The organism is Deinococcus aquatilis DSM 23025 (assembly GCF_000378445.1).
In the GTDB taxonomy this organism is placed as follows: Bacteria; Deinococcota; Deinococci; order Deinococcales; family Deinococcaceae; genus Deinococcus; species Deinococcus aquatilis.
The window spans coordinates 18173-34081 of the sequence record NZ_KB899710.1 but is presented as its reverse complement, the minus strand read 5'-3'; the positions used below and the strand labels follow the sequence as shown (position 1 = coordinate 34081).

The 15909-nt window shown below is 63.8% G+C and carries 14 protein-coding genes; 5 read left to right on the top strand and 9 right to left on the bottom strand.

Going from position 1 to position 15909, the window contains the following annotated elements:
* Positions 1-166: 166 nt before the first annotated feature.
* Positions 167-370, bottom strand: coding sequence for a helix-turn-helix domain-containing protein (locus F561_RS0110660; RefSeq protein ID WP_026298798.1), 204 nt, complete (start codon positions 368-370; stop codon positions 167-169).
* A 354-nt stretch (positions 371-724) separates the two neighbouring features.
* On the opposite strand from F561_RS0110660, the gene F561_RS0110655 reads away from it, so the two are divergent.
* A complete protein-coding gene (locus tag F561_RS0110655; RefSeq protein ID WP_019009953.1) occupies positions 725-1498 on the top strand; it encodes a DUF554 domain-containing protein in 774 nt (257 codons plus the stop codon).
* 39 nt (positions 1499-1537) lie between these two features.
* Here F561_RS0110655 and F561_RS0110650 read toward each other — a convergent pair whose 3' ends face one another.
* A complete protein-coding gene (locus tag F561_RS0110650; protein WP_019009952.1) occupies positions 1538-1963 on the bottom strand; it encodes a hypothetical protein in 426 nt (141 codons plus the stop codon).
* A 256-nt stretch (positions 1964-2219) separates the two neighbouring features.
* Between F561_RS0110650 and F561_RS0110640 the strand changes: the two genes are divergently transcribed.
* Positions 2220-3524: a DUF4384 domain-containing protein gene (locus tag F561_RS0110640; protein ID WP_019009951.1), complete on the top strand. Its 1305-nt coding sequence runs from the start codon at positions 2220-2222 to the stop codon at positions 3522-3524.
* Between the two features lie 274 nt (positions 3525-3798).
* Here the strand turns inward: F561_RS0110640 and nspC are convergent, their stop codons facing one another.
* The 5 genes from nspC to F561_RS0110615 all read right to left on the bottom strand — a co-directional run bounded on the left by nspC (position 3799) and on the right by F561_RS0110615 (position 9077).
* On the bottom strand, positions 3799-5004 hold the full coding sequence (gene nspC, locus F561_RS0110635) for a carboxynorspermidine decarboxylase (protein ID WP_019009950.1): 1206 nt from the start codon (positions 5002-5004) through the stop codon (positions 3799-3801).
* Between the two features lie 30 nt (positions 5005-5034).
* Positions 5035-6831 (bottom strand): DUF4034 domain-containing protein, encoded by a 1797-nt coding sequence (locus tag F561_RS27195; protein ID WP_019009949.1) that lies wholly within the window; start codon positions 6829-6831, stop codon positions 5035-5037.
* A gap of 27 nt (positions 6832-6858) precedes the next feature.
* Positions 6859-7584 (bottom strand): 2-phosphosulfolactate phosphatase, encoded by a 726-nt coding sequence (locus F561_RS0110625; protein ID WP_019009948.1) that lies wholly within the window; start codon positions 7582-7584, stop codon positions 6859-6861.
* Positions 7581-8279 carry a ribulose-phosphate 3-epimerase gene (rpe, locus tag F561_RS0110620; RefSeq protein WP_019009947.1) on the bottom strand — a complete coding sequence of 233 codons (699 nt, stop codon included), beginning with the start codon at positions 8277-8279 and terminating at the stop codon, positions 7581-7583. Before rpe ends, F561_RS0110625 begins: the two co-directional genes overlap by 4 nt.
* A gap of 126 nt (positions 8280-8405) precedes the next feature.
* Positions 8406-9077, bottom strand: a complete 672-nt coding sequence (locus F561_RS0110615; protein ID WP_019009946.1) for a YbhB/YbcL family Raf kinase inhibitor-like protein — start codon at positions 9075-9077, stop codon at positions 8406-8408.
* A 246-nt stretch (positions 9078-9323) separates the two neighbouring features.
* Here F561_RS0110615 and scpA point away from each other — a divergent pair, with 246 nt between their 5' ends.
* From scpA to meaB, 3 genes are all read left to right on the top strand, one after another.
* Positions 9324-11489 carry a methylmalonyl-CoA mutase gene (gene scpA, locus F561_RS0110610; RefSeq protein WP_019009945.1) on the top strand — a complete coding sequence of 722 codons (2166 nt, stop codon included), beginning with the start codon at positions 9324-9326 and terminating at the stop codon, positions 11487-11489.
* A 257-nt stretch (positions 11490-11746) separates the two neighbouring features.
* The gene (locus F561_RS0110605) at positions 11747-12238 is read left to right on the top strand and encodes a hypothetical protein (protein WP_019009944.1); all 492 of its coding nucleotides are present in this window, start codon (positions 11747-11749) and stop codon (positions 12236-12238) included.
* Between the two features lie 85 nt (positions 12239-12323).
* Positions 12324-13319: a methylmalonyl Co-A mutase-associated GTPase MeaB gene (gene meaB / locus F561_RS0110600; RefSeq protein ID WP_019009943.1), complete on the top strand. Its 996-nt coding sequence runs from the start codon at positions 12324-12326 to the stop codon at positions 13317-13319.
* On the opposite strand, the gene F561_RS29940 is transcribed toward meaB, so the two are convergent.
* The gene (locus F561_RS29940; RefSeq protein ID WP_019009942.1) at positions 13291-14328 is read right to left on the bottom strand and encodes an adenylyltransferase/cytidyltransferase family protein; all 1038 of its coding nucleotides are present in this window, start codon (positions 14326-14328) and stop codon (positions 13291-13293) included. The genes meaB and F561_RS29940 overlap by 29 nt on opposite strands.
* On the bottom strand, positions 14325-15776 hold the full coding sequence (locus F561_RS0110590; protein ID WP_019009941.1) for a nicotinate phosphoribosyltransferase: 1452 nt from the start codon (positions 15774-15776) through the stop codon (positions 14325-14327). The genes F561_RS29940 and F561_RS0110590 overlap by 4 nt, the downstream gene beginning before the upstream one ends.
* Positions 15777-15909 lie beyond the last annotated feature (133 nt).

Here is a 15909-nt window from a genome sequence, read left to right as displayed (position 1 = left end):
CCCAGCGGCAAAACTTCCCCGCTGCCTGAGTGACAGGCAGTGAGCCTGCACATCAGGAGAGGACTCTGTGCACTTATAGGCAGGAACAACACTGGTGGCAGAAGAACATTCAACATGTGCAGGGCAGAATAGCCCCGCCAGCGCCCCTGACCTTTGAAGGGAGTGCTTAGGCGCTGAGCGCCATATCCAGTCCCAGGAAGCGCCACAGGGCGCGGCGCGATACACGCAGACCGCTCGGATGCTCCAGCGCCACCAATCGTCCATCCCGAATCCAGCGGCGCACGGTGCGCTCGTGGGTACTCGTAAAATCGGCCACTTCACTGATTTTCAGGAGCTTGGGCAGGTTCTCGAACTGGTTAGAGAGAGTCAAGGTACGCCTCCAAAAAGCAGGCGGGGCCACCAGAAGGCAGCCCCGCACAACAATTTATGATTTTGATTTCCTGCACGATTTCACCGCACTCGGCAGCCCCACCCAAGAGGCCCACCGCGCCGCCCGCGCCCCAACCGCCGCCCTTGAGGGACGCAGTGGGATCAGACCCAAGCCAACGAACAGGAATCCGTTTCAACTTGCGGGAACTTTACCACACCCCAAGTCAGGGCCGCGTCAACGTTCAGCGAATTTAAAGGGGCCACCTGATGGGGGGGAAGAAAAGGTCTGCTCGGGACGTGGAAGGCGTCATACAGGTGCCCGGCTCGTCAGTCAAATGCTCTACAGTGCAGCCGAATGTCTCTCTTTACTCAACTGTCGGGCACCTTTATCAACGTGGGCGCAGTGCTGGTGGGCACGCTGCTGGGGCTGCTGCTGGGAGGCCGCCTGCCCGAACGCACCCAGCGCACGCTGCTGCAAACGCTGAGTCTGGTCACGCTGTTCATTGCGCTGGATATGGCGGGCAGCCTGAACCGGGTGAGCGGTGGGGCCGTACCAGGAGTCATTCTGGCTCTGGTCAGCCTCGCACTGGGCGCGGTGGTCGGAGAGGCACTGGGCATAGAAGAAGGCCTGGCACGTCTGGGAGACGCCCTCAAGCGACGTTTCAGGGGCGGCGGGCGCTTTACCGAAGGCTTCGTGGCCGCGAGCCTGCTGTTCTGCATCGGCCCGATGACCGTGGTGGGCGGCCTTCAGAACGGTCTGACGGGTGACAACGCCACCTACGTCCTCAAAAGTACGCTGGACGGCATCGCGGCGCTGGCATTGGCGGGCGCTTACGGCATCGGCGTGGGGTTTTCGGCCATCACGGTCCTGCTGCTTCAGGGCGGCCTGAGCCTCGCAGCGGGCGGATTTGCTGCTGGGCTGCTGGGCGGCGCAAGTCCCGAAATCCTCAAGACCAATCCCTACGTCCTGCTGATCACCGGAGCTGGCGGCCTGGTCATCGTGGGCATTTCATGGAACCTGATGCTGGCCGGGCTGGGCTGGGAAGACCGCCGCGTGCGCGTGGGCAGTATGCTTCCGGCCCTGTTGATTGCGCCGCTGGCCCTATGGGTGGCGACCCGGCTGGGCTGATCTGCGCCTGACCTGATAACGCTTTTTCAGCGTGCCCGCTCATTTCCTGCTTTCACTGACCTTCTGGGTCCACCACGTCCTGACCCAGCCACGAAAGTTGGAATATTTGCCCGCCAGACTCAGATGCACCTTACGGTCTTTTTCGGCAGACAGGCGAGCAATTCTGGCATTGAGGGCCGTGGCCTCGTCGCGTCCGAACACCTGCCTCCCGGCTTCTGCCAGGACTGCCTCGCTGCGGGCCAGTCGCCGGAGTTCAGCCGTTTGGGCAGGGGTCAGGTGCAGTTGCCGGACAAGGCGTTCACCATCGGTACGGCCAGAGGGAAGCACAAACAGCCGGGTCAATACCGCGCTGCTGGGCCAGGGGTCGGCAGGCTGGGTGGATGAGGCCTGGGCCTGCATGCTCGGCAACGTCGTCAGGGTCACGCCAAGAACGCTGGTGATCAACAGAGTTCGGAGGGGATTCATCCTTGCAGCCTAACGGCGCTTGATGACCGGCTTCAATGCCGCTGATGTGCCCTTCGTCACGTTTGAGTCAGGCCTGTCTCATGTGGCCGCCACATCTGCCGAATGACCTTACGGTGACGTTCATGGGCCACTGGGACAGCGTTTGTGAAGGAGTGAGGGTCAGTGCTTCGTCAGGTTCGCGCCCTACCTTGCCTGCACCGAAAGGCCAAACCCAAAACGGGCCACCCTACGTCCTATTCATTCCGGAGGTTTCCACATGAACACCAAAACGATGACCATGATCACCCTACTGCTCGGCCTCGGCGCAACGACCGTCGCCAGCGCCAGCCCAGCCAAGATCAGTGCCCAGAGCATCATCGTGAACCCGGTCGAAACCAAACTGAACGTACAGGTCTGGGTGAACAAGGACGCCAGCGGCAACCAGAATCCGGTCTACCGCAAGGGTGAAAAGGTCAGCGTGGGCCTCAAGACCAACGGTGACGCCTACGTCTACCTGTTCAACGTGAACGCCAACGGCCAGATCGACCTGTTTTTTCCCAACAGCTACGAGGAAAGCAACTTCGTGCAGGCCGGGGTCACGCGGGTTTTCCCCGCACAGGCCGCCAAGTACACCCTGACGGTGGCTGGCCCCAACGGTCAGGACCGCCTGCTGGCCCTTGCCAGCAAAAAAGAGCTGAATCTGGATGATATTGCCCGTTTCGTGGGCGACGAAGGCTTTGCACAGGTGCGTGTGCAGGGGCAGGAAAACCTGGCCCGCGCCCTGAGCATCGTGGTCAATCCTCTGCCCGCCGATTCCTGGGTCACGGACGTCGCCACCTTCCGCGTCGGCCAGGGCGGCGCTGCACAGGGCGGAGCAGGCAATCAGGGCGGCACTGCACAGGGTGGAAACAATCAGGGCGGCGCAACCGGAACCGTGACGGTCACGCCGGGAACACCTGCCCAGCCCGCACCCCAGCCGACGCCTCAGCCCATTCCCCAGCCTCAGCCCACCGCACGGATTCAGCCCGGACAGAAGCAGGACGGCTCCTTCGATCAGGCCATGGTCGAAGCCTATGACCGCCTGAAGGGAAGCGAGTCGCTGGGCAACGCGACCACCTACGCCGTGCCCTGGAGCGACGGCCTGTGGCAGAAATTTAACGGTGTGGGCGCCTACGGCGACGCCGCCCTGCTCCATGCCAACGGCAGCAGCCGCTCCTACGCGGTGCATGGCCGCCTGCTGGAACGTTATCTGGCCTTGGCTCAGGCCGAGAACAGCGCCACCCGTCCTCCTTCCCGCCTCGGCTGGGCTGCGGGCGACGAGAAAGTCATTCCCCGCAATACCTACGGCACCAGCGGCCTCTACGGCTTTTTCCAGAGCGGCGCACTCTACAGCACCGAAAAATACGGCACGTTCTGGCTGATCGGTGACGTTCTGAAAACCTACCAGGGCCTCGGCGGCAGCGGCTCCTTCCTCGGCTTCCCCACCCGCGACCAGTACCAGATCGGCGGCGCGTGGGCAGCAGATTTCGAGGGCGGCACCATCCGCACCGTCAACGGAGCCGTGAAGGTCTACCGCAAGTAAAGACCAGCCATCTTCTTCCCCGCACTCTCCCGGAACCGGGCAGGACTGACTGCCAATCTCCCATACTTGGCGTCCCCTCTCCGGTCACCTTCCCCCCGTTTTCCCGGTACATTCCCTGAACCGGGACGGGTCTGAATGACGGCGCTGACGCGGCCTGAACCCTCCGTTTCAGCACAAGCCCTCCACCCCATCAACCAGCGTTGAGATCAGAAGACGCGCCCGCACCGGAAGTGGTGATGGGCGCGTTTTCTGTGGCGTGCAGCAGCAGGGAGTCTCAGCTCAGTTTGGCTTTGAATTCCTCGTACCCGAACGTCTTGACGACTTCATAGCGCCCGTCTGCGTGCAGAATGCCGATATCGGGGTGCTTGACGCCGTTGAAGAAGGTCGTTTTGACCATCGTGTAGTGGATCATGTCGTCGAAAACCACGCGGTCTCCGACCTTCAGAGTGTGCGGGAAGGCGTATTCACCGATCACGTCGCCTGCCAAGCAGGTCGTGCCGCCGATGATGTATTCATATTCAAAATCTCCCGGATTGCCTGCGCCCAGAATGCGCGGGCGGTAGGGCATCTCCAGCACGTCGGGCATGTGGGCACTGACCGAAATATCGAGCAGAGCAGCCTGTTTGACGTTCTGCACCACGTCCAGCACGCTGCTGACCAGCCAGCCGGTCTGCCAGCCGAAGGCGCTGCCCGGTTCCAGAATGACATGCAGGCCGTAGCGTTCGCGGAAGGAACGGATGACGCGAATCAGGCGGGGAATGTCGTAGCCTTCGCGGGTCATCAGGTGGCCGCCGCCAAAATTGACCCATTTCATGCGCGGCAGGAATTCACCGAATTTTTCCTCGAAAGCTTCCAGCGTGCGCTCCAGCGTGGTGGAGTCGTTTTCGCAGAGGCTATGAAAATGCAGACCGTCTACCCCGTCCAGCAGGTCTTCGCGGAATTCGCGGCGGGTGACGCCGAGGCGCGAGAAGGGGCCAGCCGGGTTGTACAGGTCGGTTTCCACCTCGCCGTATTCGTGGTTGACGCGGATGCCCACATGAACGACCTGTCCGGCGGCGCGGGCGGCCTGCACCTGCGGCCTGAAACGTTCCCACTGAGAAAAGGAATTGAAGACCAGGTGGTCGGCCAGCGCCAGAATCTGCGGAAATTCGGCGTCGCTGTAGGCGGGCGCGTAGACATGCACCTCGCCCTTCATCTCCTCGCGGGCCAACCGCGCTTCGTTCAGGCTGCTGGCGGTGGCTCCAGTGATGCCGTATTCGCGCAGCATCGGGAAGGTACTCCACATAGAAAAGCCCTTGAACGCCACGATGATCTGAGCGCCGCTTTCCTGCTGCACCTGTGAAATCAGCGACAGGTTCCGCCGCAGCCGCGACTCGTCCAGCACAAAAGCGGGGCTGGGAATGGCCGCCCAGTCCACAGAGTCTACGGGCGTCACATCAGGCAGGGCAAAAGGCAGGGAGAGAGAATCAGGAGCCGTCATAGCGCACAGGGTAGCGGGTTCGGGGGGCCGTCAAGGTGTCTTTGAATTCTGACCGGGGGGCAAGACCGGCTGAACACCCCCAGCAGGCTTGGCGTTGGAAGTGGTGTCACGCTGCTGATCCTCAAGCATCTGTTCCAGAATCTGCCGTCTCTGTTGCTGCGCGTCCAGTGATGGAGTGGAGACGTGAGACGAGCAGGCCCGCACCCCTCCCACGATCAGCGCCACAGCCAGGAACCACGGAAAACGAAAGCCCTCCAGAGCTGGGCGCTTTGAAATTGCTCCCCCACCGGCGGGGCGAAGCGAAGACCCCGCCCGAATCCGCCTGGCTGTTTTGGAATTCCAGGCCGCGTCTTTGCTGTTTCGCAGAATTTTTTCTGCACCCTTGTGGCCTTCTGCGGCGGCCCGCTCCAGCAGGTGCTTGGCATAGTCCAGACTGTCTTGCAGAGGCGGACTATTCACCGGTCGCAGCACGCCGTCTTCTCCGACTTCTACCCGTCCGGCCCGCAACTGCTGGGCCAGCGCAAAGCGGGCGTTATTGTCGCCTGCATCGGCAGCCCGGAGCAGATAGCGGTAGCGGGCGCGTTCATCGAGGTCAAATTGCTGCTGGAATTCAGGAAACCAGTGATAGACCCGCCAGCTCATCTCACCACTGCCCAGATCAGCGGCTTTCAGAATGTGTTCCCGGATCACACCTTCTTGCCCAGGATTTCTGGCTTTTTCTACGGCGACTACCAGCTCGGCACAGGCCAAATCGCCCTCAGCTCTGGCCCGCAGCAGGGGCGGCAGAGGATTGGGCCAGTGAAGTTGCGGCATTTCGAGGGCCAGCGCACCCAACAGCCACGCCGCATCGGGTTCTCCAGCGTCAGCCATCGCAGACAACAGACGGCCCAGACGCTCTGAGACGGACGGGACCAGGTCGGGGCTTCTGAGCCAACCCCCCTGTGCATACGACAACCCCAGCGGGCGTTGCTGCACTTCCCGCTCGGCAAAAGTCAGGTAACGCTCCATCGCCCCGCGCCGCTCGGCCAGGGGGCGCTGCTCTCCACTCAGAAACCCGAACAGCAATTCGGTGTGTCTGTCGTCCAGATCGGCGGCCAGGTGGGCACGTTCCAGCGCTTTATCTGATTCGTGCAAAAACAGCCAGGCGTGGTGGGCCACACGGGCATGAAATTCGGCCCACAGCTTTTGCAGGTCTGTCTGAGACAGCAGCGCCGCCTCCTGCTGCTGGCGCACGAACGCGAGCATGTGCGTTTCGCTGCCGCCCCATTCGGCCCGCAGGTGCAGCAGCATGGCGCGGCGCAGTTCCAGACTGGCCGGATTGCTGCCCAGCGGCTCGGTATACCAATTGGGGTACTGCTCTGCTTCTACCTCTGCCAGCGCCAACCTACAGCCACGCGTATTGTGCACAGAAGCCACGACCAGCCACGCATGCAGCGGGTTGGCCGTCAGCGTGACCGCGTGCAATGCACAGGCTTCGGCTTGCTCCAGAAAATGATGCATACCGCGCCTGCCCTGATCGCTGACCAGATTCATGGTGGAACTGCCGCGCATGGCCCAGGCCCGCGACAGCAGCCAGGTCGCCAGGGCTGTATGGGCGGCGTACGATCCAGGGCAGGCCTCCAACCACGCGCCCAACTTCTCTCCCAGAGCCGGATCGGGCTGGTCAAACTGCGTGAAGACCTGTTGAAGATCGCTGGCCCGGCCCTCACCCCGCTCGAAGGCGTCCTGCTGACCTGAGATGGCCTCCTGCAGCTGGGCATATCGCCCATCCCGCAGCAGCGCGATAGATGAGGATGCGGCGGGCAGGAGTGGGAATGAGGAGTTCATCTCAAATTTATCTTACCGGTCTTCTTCTTATCCAGCGACGAATCTGAGCGCACCGGGCAGGCCAGTGCTGTCAGCCAGCGTGGGCACCAGCGTACTGGTGCTGAGTTGCGCGGCGTAGCGCACGTCTTCGCCCAACCCGAGGCTGGCGAGGTACGCCCCGTGTCCGGCACTGCCCAGCGCCTCGATTGGATTTCCAGCGTTGCGGCGCATGGTCAGGGCGATGCGTGCGCCGTCGTCGATGGTAAATTCTCCCATTGCCAGCAGGTATTCGGCCAGCACCCCCGCCGCGTACACGTCTTCCAGGCTCACACGTTCATCAGTTCCGGCGCACACCAGCGCAATTTCTTCGGTGGCGATGGCGCGGGCGCGGCGGGCGGCGGCGTGGGCATTGGTCAGGGCCGCCAGCAGGATGTGTTTGCCCGTCTGGGCGGCAATGTGCGCGGCTCCGGTGCCGTTGGTGGTATTCATGACCACCGTTTTGCCCGTAAAATTCTGCGCCGCTGCCTCTACGGGGCTGTTGCCGAAATCGAAACCGGGAATGGGCAGGCCGCCGCGTTCGCCGCCCAGCAGCAGGCCAGAGCCGCCGCCTTCGGGCCGAAGACCCAGCGCCACCGCAGGCGAGGAGGTGAGCAGCAGGGCGTCTGCACCGCGTTCCAGATAAGTCACCGCCGTGGTGGTGGCCCGCAGCACATCGATCACCAGGACCACATCGGGGTAATTGCCGTGCGGCAGCAGGTCTACGCGCAGCCTCATACGAGGGCCGCCCGCAGGCGTTCTAGCCCCGCCGCGCCTCCATCTGGGCCGTAGACCGCGCTTCCGGCGACCAGCACAGTTGCGCCCGCTTCGGCCAGGGCGCGGGCGTTGGCCGCATTCACGCCGCCGTCGACCTCGATTTCGGCGTCGCTGCCCAGTTCATCCAGCCAGCGGCGCAGGGTACGCACCCGCTCCAGACTGGCCGGAAGGAATTTCTGGCCGCCGAAACCCGGATTCACGCTCATGACCAGGACCAGATCCACGTCGGCCAGCACAGGGCGCACGGCTTCCAGCGAGGTGCCGGGGTTGAGGGTTACGCCCGCCCGTTTGCCCAGTTCACGGATAGATTGCACGGCACGGTGAAGATGCTGGGTGGACTCCACATGCACCGTGATGCCGTCGGCCCCGGCTTCGGCAAAGTCGCGCAGGTAGCGCTCAGGCCGCTCGATCATCAGGTGAACATCCATGAACAGGGAACTGACCCGCCGCGCCGCCGCCAGAATGGGCAGGCCGAAGCTGATGTTGGGCACGAACGCGCCGTCCATCACATCGACATGGGCATAATCGGCCCCGGCGATGGCCTGAAGTTCCTCACCCAGCCGGGAAAAATCGCAGGACAGAATGCTGGGAGCCAGCTTGACAGGGCGTGGCACGGTGCCGGATGCGGGGTCGGCAGATTGGGCGGGAACACTCACGCTGCCTAGTCTAACATTCCTTACCTTCGCACGGAACAGAACACCCGGATAGAATTAGATTCAGGCAGAATTTAGGGCAAAAAAACAGCCTCTTCCAACAAGGGAAGAGGCGGAATTTACCCTGATTCAGCGCCCGTAATAGGCGGTCAGGCTGGTCTTGGCAAGGGTGATGCCGTTCAGGTTGAAGCCGAGGAAGGCGGGGCTGGCGGTGGCGGGCAGCTCCAGAGTTTTGCTGAGGGCATACAGCGTGAAGACGTAGCGGTGAGGCGCGTCGCCGACAGGCGGGCAGGCTCCCACGAAGCCGGGTGCGCCGCCATCGTTGTTGAGTTGTGCAGCTCCGGCGGGCAGCGTACCGCCCGCGCTGCCTGCTCCCGCCGCGATTCCGGTGGCCGTGGCGGGAATGTTGTACACGGCCCAGTGCCAGAAGCCGCTGCCTGTGGGCGCGTCGGGGTCGTATTTGGTCAGGACGAGGCTCTGCGTTCCGGCGGGCACCCCCGTCCAGTTCAGCGCCGGACTGGTGTTGGGGCCAGTGCAGCCAAAGCCGTTGGCGACATGCTCGCCCGCATACACGCCGCCGTTGGTAAAGGTCGGGCTGGTGAGATTCAGGCTACCGGCCACCGAAGCGGGACTGGGCTGAGCCACCGTGAGGCGCTGGGCGGCGTTCAGGCCTGCGTTGATCCCGGGCACAGGAGCGGGCGTGGTGGGTGTGCCCATCATGCTGGGAGCGCAACTGGCGAGGGTCAGGGAAACGGTGGCGAGGGCGGCAAAACGCAGGGGCAGGGCAGTGGAGCTGAACACGGGAAACCTCCAGAGTGGGCAGTGGGGCGGGACATCCAGCCTGATGACGAATCTAAGCACCGAATGAAGTCGCCTGACATTACCTGCCGAACGGTGGTCTGAGGCTTGGTGCAATCTCACAATCTGGATATTTGAACAAGTGTGAATGTTTGAACAATGGCTGGACAACCGGGAAGCAGCCCCGCGCCACCCCAAACGCCCGTTAGGTTTTGCGTGGCATCATGTCGTTACACGGAGGCTTTCACCATGACCACCCCCACCGATCCCAGCACCGATTTAGGGGCGTGGAAGGCAATGGCCCGCAAGGATTTGCGCGGTGCCGACCCGGACACGCTGAACCGCACCACCGCCGAGGGCCTGACCCTCAAGGCCCTGTATACGCGGGCCGACCTGCCCAGCGGCGCAGATACGCTGCCCGGACTGCCGCCCTATACCCGTGGCCCCCGCGCCACCATGTACGCGCAGCGCCCGTGGACGATTCGGCAATACGCGGGCTTTTCTACCGCCGAAGAATCCAACGCCTTCTACCGCCGCAATCTGGCCGCCGGACAAAAAGGCCTGAGCGTGGCCTTCGATCTGGCGACCCACCGGGGCTACGACTCCGACCATCCCCGCGTGGTGGGCGACGTGGGCAAGGCGGGCGTGGCGATAGACAGCGTGGAAGACATGAAGATCCTCTTTGACGGGATTCCGCTGGAAGATATGTCGGTCAGCATGACCATGAACGGCGCAGTCCTGCCCGTGCTGGCCGCCTTTATCGTGGCGGGCGAGGAACAGGGCGTGCCGCGTGCCCAGCTCTCGGGCACCATCCAGAACGACATTCTCAAAGAATTCATGGTGCGGAATACCTACATCTATCCGCCCACGCCCAGCATGCGGATCGTGGCCGACATCATCGCGTTTACGGCCCGCGAGATGCCCAAATTCAACTCTATTTCTATCAGCGGCTACCACCTGCAAGAGGCGGGAGCCAATGCCGCACTGGAGCTGGCCTACACGCTGGCCGACGGGCTGGAATATGTGCGGGCGGCGCTGCAAAAGGGGCTGGATGTGGACGAATTCGCGCCGCGTCTGAGCTTCTTTTTTGCCATCGGCATGAATTTTTATGTGGAGATTGCCAAGCTGCGGGCCGCCCGCCTGCTGTGGGACGAGATCATGGCCGGATTTGCTCCCAAAAATCCCATGAGCCGCGCCCTGCGGACCCACTGCCAGACCAGCGGCTGGAGTCTGAGCGAGCAAGACCCCTACAACAATGTGGTTCGCACGACCATCGAGGCGATGGCGGCAGTGTTCGGCGGCACGCAGAGCCTGCACACCAACGCCTTTGACGAGGCTATTGGCCTGCCCACCGATTTTTCGGCCCGGATTGCCCGCAACACGCAACTGGTCTTGCAGGAAGAAACGGGCATCCCAGACGTGGTGGACCCGTGGGGCGGCAGCTACCTGATGGAACGCCTGACGGTGGATCTGGCTGATAAAGCGCGGGAACTGATGCGCGAGGTCGAAGAACTGGGCGGCATGGCAAAAGCCATCGAATCGGGCGTGCCCAAGCTGAGAATCGAGGAATCGGCGGCCCGCAAACAGGCCCGCATAGACCGGGGCGAGGACGTGATCGTGGGCGTGAACAAGTACCGCCCGACCCAGCCCACCGAAGTAGACGTGCTGAACATCGACAACGCCGCCGTGAGGCTGTCTCAGATTGCGCGGCTGGAGCGGGTGCGGGCGCAGAGGGACGCTGTGAAGGTGCAGACCGCGCTGGACGCACTGGAAGACGCCGCACGCGCAGATAAAACCAACACAGGCGAGGGCAATCTGCTGGCCCTGAGTGTGGCCGCGATGCAGGCCCGCGCCACCGTGGGCGAGGTCAGTGACGCACTGGAACGGGTCTGGGGCCGCCACGCCGCCGAGGTCCGTACCCTGTCGGGCGTGTACGCGCAGGGCTATGCCGGGGATGAAGGCTTTGCGGCCCTGCAAGGCGAAATCGAGGCCTTTGCCGAGGCCGAGGGCCGCCGCCCGCGCATGTTGGTCGTCAAGATGGGTCAGGACGGACATGACCGGGGAGCCAAGGTGATCGCCACCGGCTTTGCTGATCTGGGCTTCGATGTGGACGTTGGCCCGCTGTTCCAGACGCCGGAAGAAGCGGCGCGGCAGGCCATCGAAAATGACGTGCATGTCGTGGGCGTCAGTTCTCAGGCGGCGGGCCACCTCACCCTGATTCCGCACCTGATCGCCGCACTGAAGGCCGAGGGCGCGGGCGATATTCAGGTCATCGCGGGCGGCGTGATTCCGCAGCAGGATTACGCGGCGCTGCGGGCGGCAGGCGTGGCGGGCATCTTCGGCCCCGGCACCCCTATTCTGACCAGTGCGCGGGAAGTCTTGCGGCTGGTTCGGGATGCGGGAAGTGGGGCGTAATGCGTGGTCTGAGGGCTGCGCAGGAGATAAATCCACCATCAGCCATCGCCTGCCGCCCACTCACCCGGCAGCGATACAACTCACCTATGAGACCAACCTCTGGTGAAGCGAAGACGAACTCGAATGGAGTGAAAAGGAGAACGGCGGCAGGGCAGCGACGGACGCCTCTGTCGGCGCTCTCCCGGCAGAGGTTGGGATCAGAGCCGTCTCGTCTGACCCGGATCGCCGCCCTCACTTTTACGGTCTGCCTGACGACCATGCCTGCCACTGCTGCCACGACGCCGACCAAGACGGCCCAACCTTCAGCCCCGGTATCAGGCCAAACATCGGCCCAGAATGCGGCGCGGGTGGCGGTGGCCCGCGAGACAGCGCAGGTGCGGCTGCTTCAGCGCAGCGGCGGTCTGAAGGCTGTAAAGGTCACAGGAAGCTGTGCAGGCCGCGACAACGTGCCCCTGTTGAAGGTCTGGGCCGATGCCAAGGGCACGCCGAGGCTGGTGCAGTATCAGCGCCTCTTTCCAGACAATTCCCAGAGTTTTATGGGTTACTACGATGCGGCGGGGCGGTTGCGCTATGCCACAGCCAGCGCCAGCGGATTTATCGGCCTGCTGTACAACGTGACCACCGAATACGACGCGGCGGGCCGTCAGGTGGCCGAGTCCGGTACACGCCGCCCCGGTTGGAGTCAGGACTTGCTGCGGATGCCGGGGCTGAATCCCGATCTGCTCAAGCGGGGCATTTGCACGCGGTGAGGGAACGCGGGGCGGTGAGCTTCGGGCCGTGCTGCCCGCCTGAAACCAGATTCCCAGCGTCCCACACGTCCTATACTTTCTTCACATGTCCTCCGCTGCCCATCCACTGACCGCGCCGCTGCTGGCCGGGAGCCGCCGGGCACTCGCGCAGGCCATCACGCTGGCCGAGAGCAGCCGCCCGGACCATGAGGAGCAGGCGCAACTGCTGCTGGCCGAGGTCGCGGGCCAGGCAAAGCAGACGGTACGTGTGGGCCTGACGGGTGTTCCGGGCGTCGGCAAGAGCACCTTTATCGAGGGACTGGGTGTACAACTGGCCGATGCGGGCCACCGGGTCGCGGTGTTGGCCGTAGACCCCAGCAGCACCCGCACCGGCGGCAGCATCATGGGCGACAAAACCCGGATGCCGCGCCTGACGGTGCATCCACGCGCCTTTATCCGGCCCAGTCCGAGCGGCGGCACCCTGGGCGGCGTAACGCGGCGTACCCGTGAAGCTCTGCTGCTGTGTGAGGCCGCAGGCTATGACGTGATTCTGGTGGAAACGGTGGGCGTGGGCCAATCTGAAACGCAGGTGGCCGCCATGACCGACCTGTTCGTGCTGCTCACGCTGCCCAATGCCGGAGACGAACTACAGGGCATCAAGCGCGGAATCATGGAACTGGCCGACATCTGCGTGGTCAACAAGGCCGACACCGACCCGAAAGCCGCCAACCGTGCCCAGTCGGAACTGACGGCGGCCCTGAGCCTGCTGACACCGCACAGCGCCGTATGGCAACCCCGTGTGGTGCAGGCTTCGGCCCTCACCGGAGCAGGCGTAGACCGCGTGTGGGAGGCGGTGCAGGCTTACACGTCCACGGTAGATCTTCCGGCCAAGCGCCGCAGCCAGACCGCGAGTTGGTTCGATGATCTGCTGCGCGAATTGGCATGGCGCAATTTTTTGGAGCAGACGAACAGCGCGGGATTGGCAAGACTGCGGTCCGAGGTGCTGCGCGGCGACTTGACCCCGGTACAGGGAATCAGAAAGCTGCGTCCTGCTTCAGGTGGCCCAGAATTTCCTACGGCACAACCATCTGACGCAAGATGACCTGATGATCTTCAAAAAAGCGCCGTGGACGACCCAGAGCGGTTTCGAGGGGTACGGGGCGCAGGGCAGCCTCTGGGACACCGGGCGGCGGAGGCCCCCGGTAGACGTGGGCAGCGGTTGGCCCCACCAAGGAGCGGGCAGGATGGTCGAATACGGCGTCGGCCACAGCGTGTGGGAGCTGCCCCGGCAACAGCACCCGCCCCGGCAGCTCCCACAGTCCCCGTCCGGTGGCCTCGGTGCGGGTCCGCAGCCAGACGTGTTGATTTGTGATACCAAATTGCGATGATTCGTGAGAATCATCCGAGCAGAGCGAGTAGCAAAAAGTACGGGCTGGCGGCGATGGACGAACATCTGGTGCTTTCCCGGATGTTCGGGAATCAGAGCAAGTCCGTATGAGGTGCAGCCAGCGTTCTTCGTGCAGCAGCAGTCCAGCGGGCAGGGTCGCCCGGAGTTGCCTGACGGCCTGCCATTCGGCCCGCAACCGTGCAAAGGCGGGGGTCAGGGCAAACCGGGTCAGGAAGGTCCGCACCGGGTCAGGAACTCCGGTGGGCAAGGGCCAGCCTTCAAACAGGGCCGCCCGAATATCGGTGGCATTCAGGCCCGCCACTTCGGGCACAGGCAGGCGCGACCAGCCGGGAAACCAGCGCAGATAGGCCGTGCTGGCATCCTTTTCAAAGCCGACCAGAGCTACGGGCCGAGCAGGGCCGAATTCTTGCTCGGCCTGCCAGCGCACATCGGCGGCCCACAGGTCTGCATCGAAGCGGTCGGGCAGGGCACGGAACCTGACTTGCCGCGTGCCGACTCCCGCTTCCCCGAGGGCGGCCCGCAGCATCTGGGCACGCTCGGGGGCGCTGAAGGGGTTGCGGATACTGCGGGCCAGATTGGCACTTCCCAGCAGCACCAGCACACGCGGGGCGGCCCCCAGAGCCTGAACGATGGTGGCGACATGGGCGGTGTGCGGCGGCTGAAAACGGCCCACGAAGACAGCGGGCGGAGGGTTGGCACTCATTCTTGAGGAGAGTTCAACTGACCGCGCAGGCCCTCTGCCACAAGGTCCCGCAGGGCAGCCACATCAGCCCCCAGACTGACCCGGTAGGTATGCGGATTCAGAAGGCGGCGCGTGCCCGCAGGCAGGCAGGCCAGTTCAGCCTGAGCACGCGCCTGCACGTCCCGCAGCGGTTCGGGGGCAGAGGTGCGCTGACCACCCCGCATGACCACTTCGCGGGCATTGGTCCAGTGCAGATCGGCGCTCAGGAGGCTGGAGCGTAGCGGGTTGGTGGGATCGCTGACCTGCTGCCCCGCTCGCGGCTGCTCTCCCAGCGTCAGCACATCGAGCATCAGGGTGCCTGCCGGATCGGTGGCCCGCCAGACGTGCTTTGAACCCGGCAGGCTGGATTTGGCCGGATCTCCCGTCAGCTTCATTTTGGGAACGCCTTGCAGGGCCGCCAGCTTAAATACGCCGCCCAGTGCGCCGCCGCCCCTGCCGCCTGCCGTGGCAAGCTGCGTGCCCACGCCATACACATCGATTCGGCCCCCCTCGGCAATCACTCCGGCAATCACCGATTCCGAGAGGTCGTTGCTGGCGACAATCTGCACCGCGTCAAACCCCGCCTCATCCAGCGCGGCGCGGATATAGCGCGACAGATACGCCAGATCGCCGCTGTCCAGCCGCACGCCCCGCAATTCGTGCCCCTGCTGGCGCAGTTCGCGGGCCACCGTCAGGGCATTGGGCAGGCCACTTCGGAGGGTATCCACGGTATCCAGCAGCAGGGTGGTGCTGTCTGGATAGAGGCGGGCATAGGCGCGGAAGGCGTCCAGCTCGGTGGGAAAGCTTTCGATCCAGGCGTGGGCGTGCGTGCCCGTGACCGGCAACCCGAATTGTCGCCCCGCCTCCACATTGCTGGTTCCGGTGGCCCCGCCCACAAAGGCCGCCCGCGCCGCGCTGACCGCTCCATCAGGCCCCTGCGCCCGCCTCGCTCCAAATTCCACCACCTGACCCCCAAACGGGCTGGCCTGCGCCGCCTGCACGCAACGGGCCGCCTTGGTCGCCACCAACGTCTGAAAATTCAGCGTGTTCAGCAGCATGGTTTCGATCAATTGGGCTTCCCACAGGGGCGCGGTCACGGTCAGCAGAGGCTCGTGGGCAAACACCACCCGGCCTTCCCGAAAAGCTTCGATTTGCCCGCTGAAGCGCCAGCCCCGCAGCGCCTCCAGAAAGGCGGGGGTAAACAGGTTCAGCGTCTCCAGATAAGCCAGATCGGATTCGGCAAAATGCAGGTCTTGCAGCGTGTCCAGGAGGGGTTCCAACCCGGCCCAGACCGCGTAGCCGCCTTCAAAGGGCAGTCGGCGGAAATACAGATCGAACACCGCCTCGTGGGTGTGCAGACCGTGCTGGTGGTAGCCCTGCATCATGGTCAACTGGTACAGGTCGGTCAGAAGCGGCGACAGGGAAGGCATGACGGCCCCATCATGAGAGGCCCACTTATCCGCAATGGTGAGGAGGCGAGAAGCAATTCTTATGAAGACTCCCTTTAATCCCGTATCAGGTGATCTCAGGACTACACAGGGCAGCGGTCATCCGGCATACTCC

Bases quoted from the DNA above. Each gene is read 5' to 3' on its own strand.
- F561_RS0110625 (WP_019009948.1), bottom strand. From the start codon at position 7,584: ATGAGGCTGCGCGTAGACCTGCTGCCGCACGGCAATTACCCCGATGTG.
- F561_RS27195 (WP_019009949.1), bottom strand. From the start codon at position 6,831: ATGAACTCCTCATTCCCACTCCTGCCCGCCGCATCCTCATCTATCGCG.
- meaB (WP_019009943.1), top strand. From the start codon at position 12,324: ATGTCCTCCGCTGCCCATCCACTGACCGCGCCGCTGCTGGCCGGGAGC.
- scpA (WP_019009945.1), top strand. From the start codon at position 9,324: ATGACCACCCCCACCGATCCCAGCACCGATTTAGGGGCGTGGAAGGCA.
- F561_RS0110605 (WP_019009944.1), top strand. From the start codon at position 11,747: ATGCCTGCCACTGCTGCCACGACGCCGACCAAGACGGCCCAACCTTCA.
- F561_RS29940 (WP_019009942.1), bottom strand. From the start codon at position 14,328: ATGAGTGCCAACCCTCCGCCCGCTGTCTTCGTGGGCCGTTTTCAGCCG.
- F561_RS0110655 (WP_019009953.1), top strand. From the start codon at position 725: ATGTCTCTCTTTACTCAACTGTCGGGCACCTTTATCAACGTGGGCGCA.
- F561_RS0110590 (WP_019009941.1), bottom strand. From the start codon at position 15,776: ATGCCTTCCCTGTCGCCGCTTCTGACCGACCTGTACCAGTTGACCATG.
- nspC (WP_019009950.1), bottom strand. From the start codon at position 5,004: ATGACGGCTCCTGATTCTCTCTCCCTGCCTTTTGCCCTGCCTGATGTG.
- F561_RS0110650 (WP_019009952.1), bottom strand. From the start codon at position 1,963: ATGAATCCCCTCCGAACTCTGTTGATCACCAGCGTTCTTGGCGTGACC.
- F561_RS0110640 (WP_019009951.1), top strand. From the start codon at position 2,220: ATGAACACCAAAACGATGACCATGATCACCCTACTGCTCGGCCTCGGC.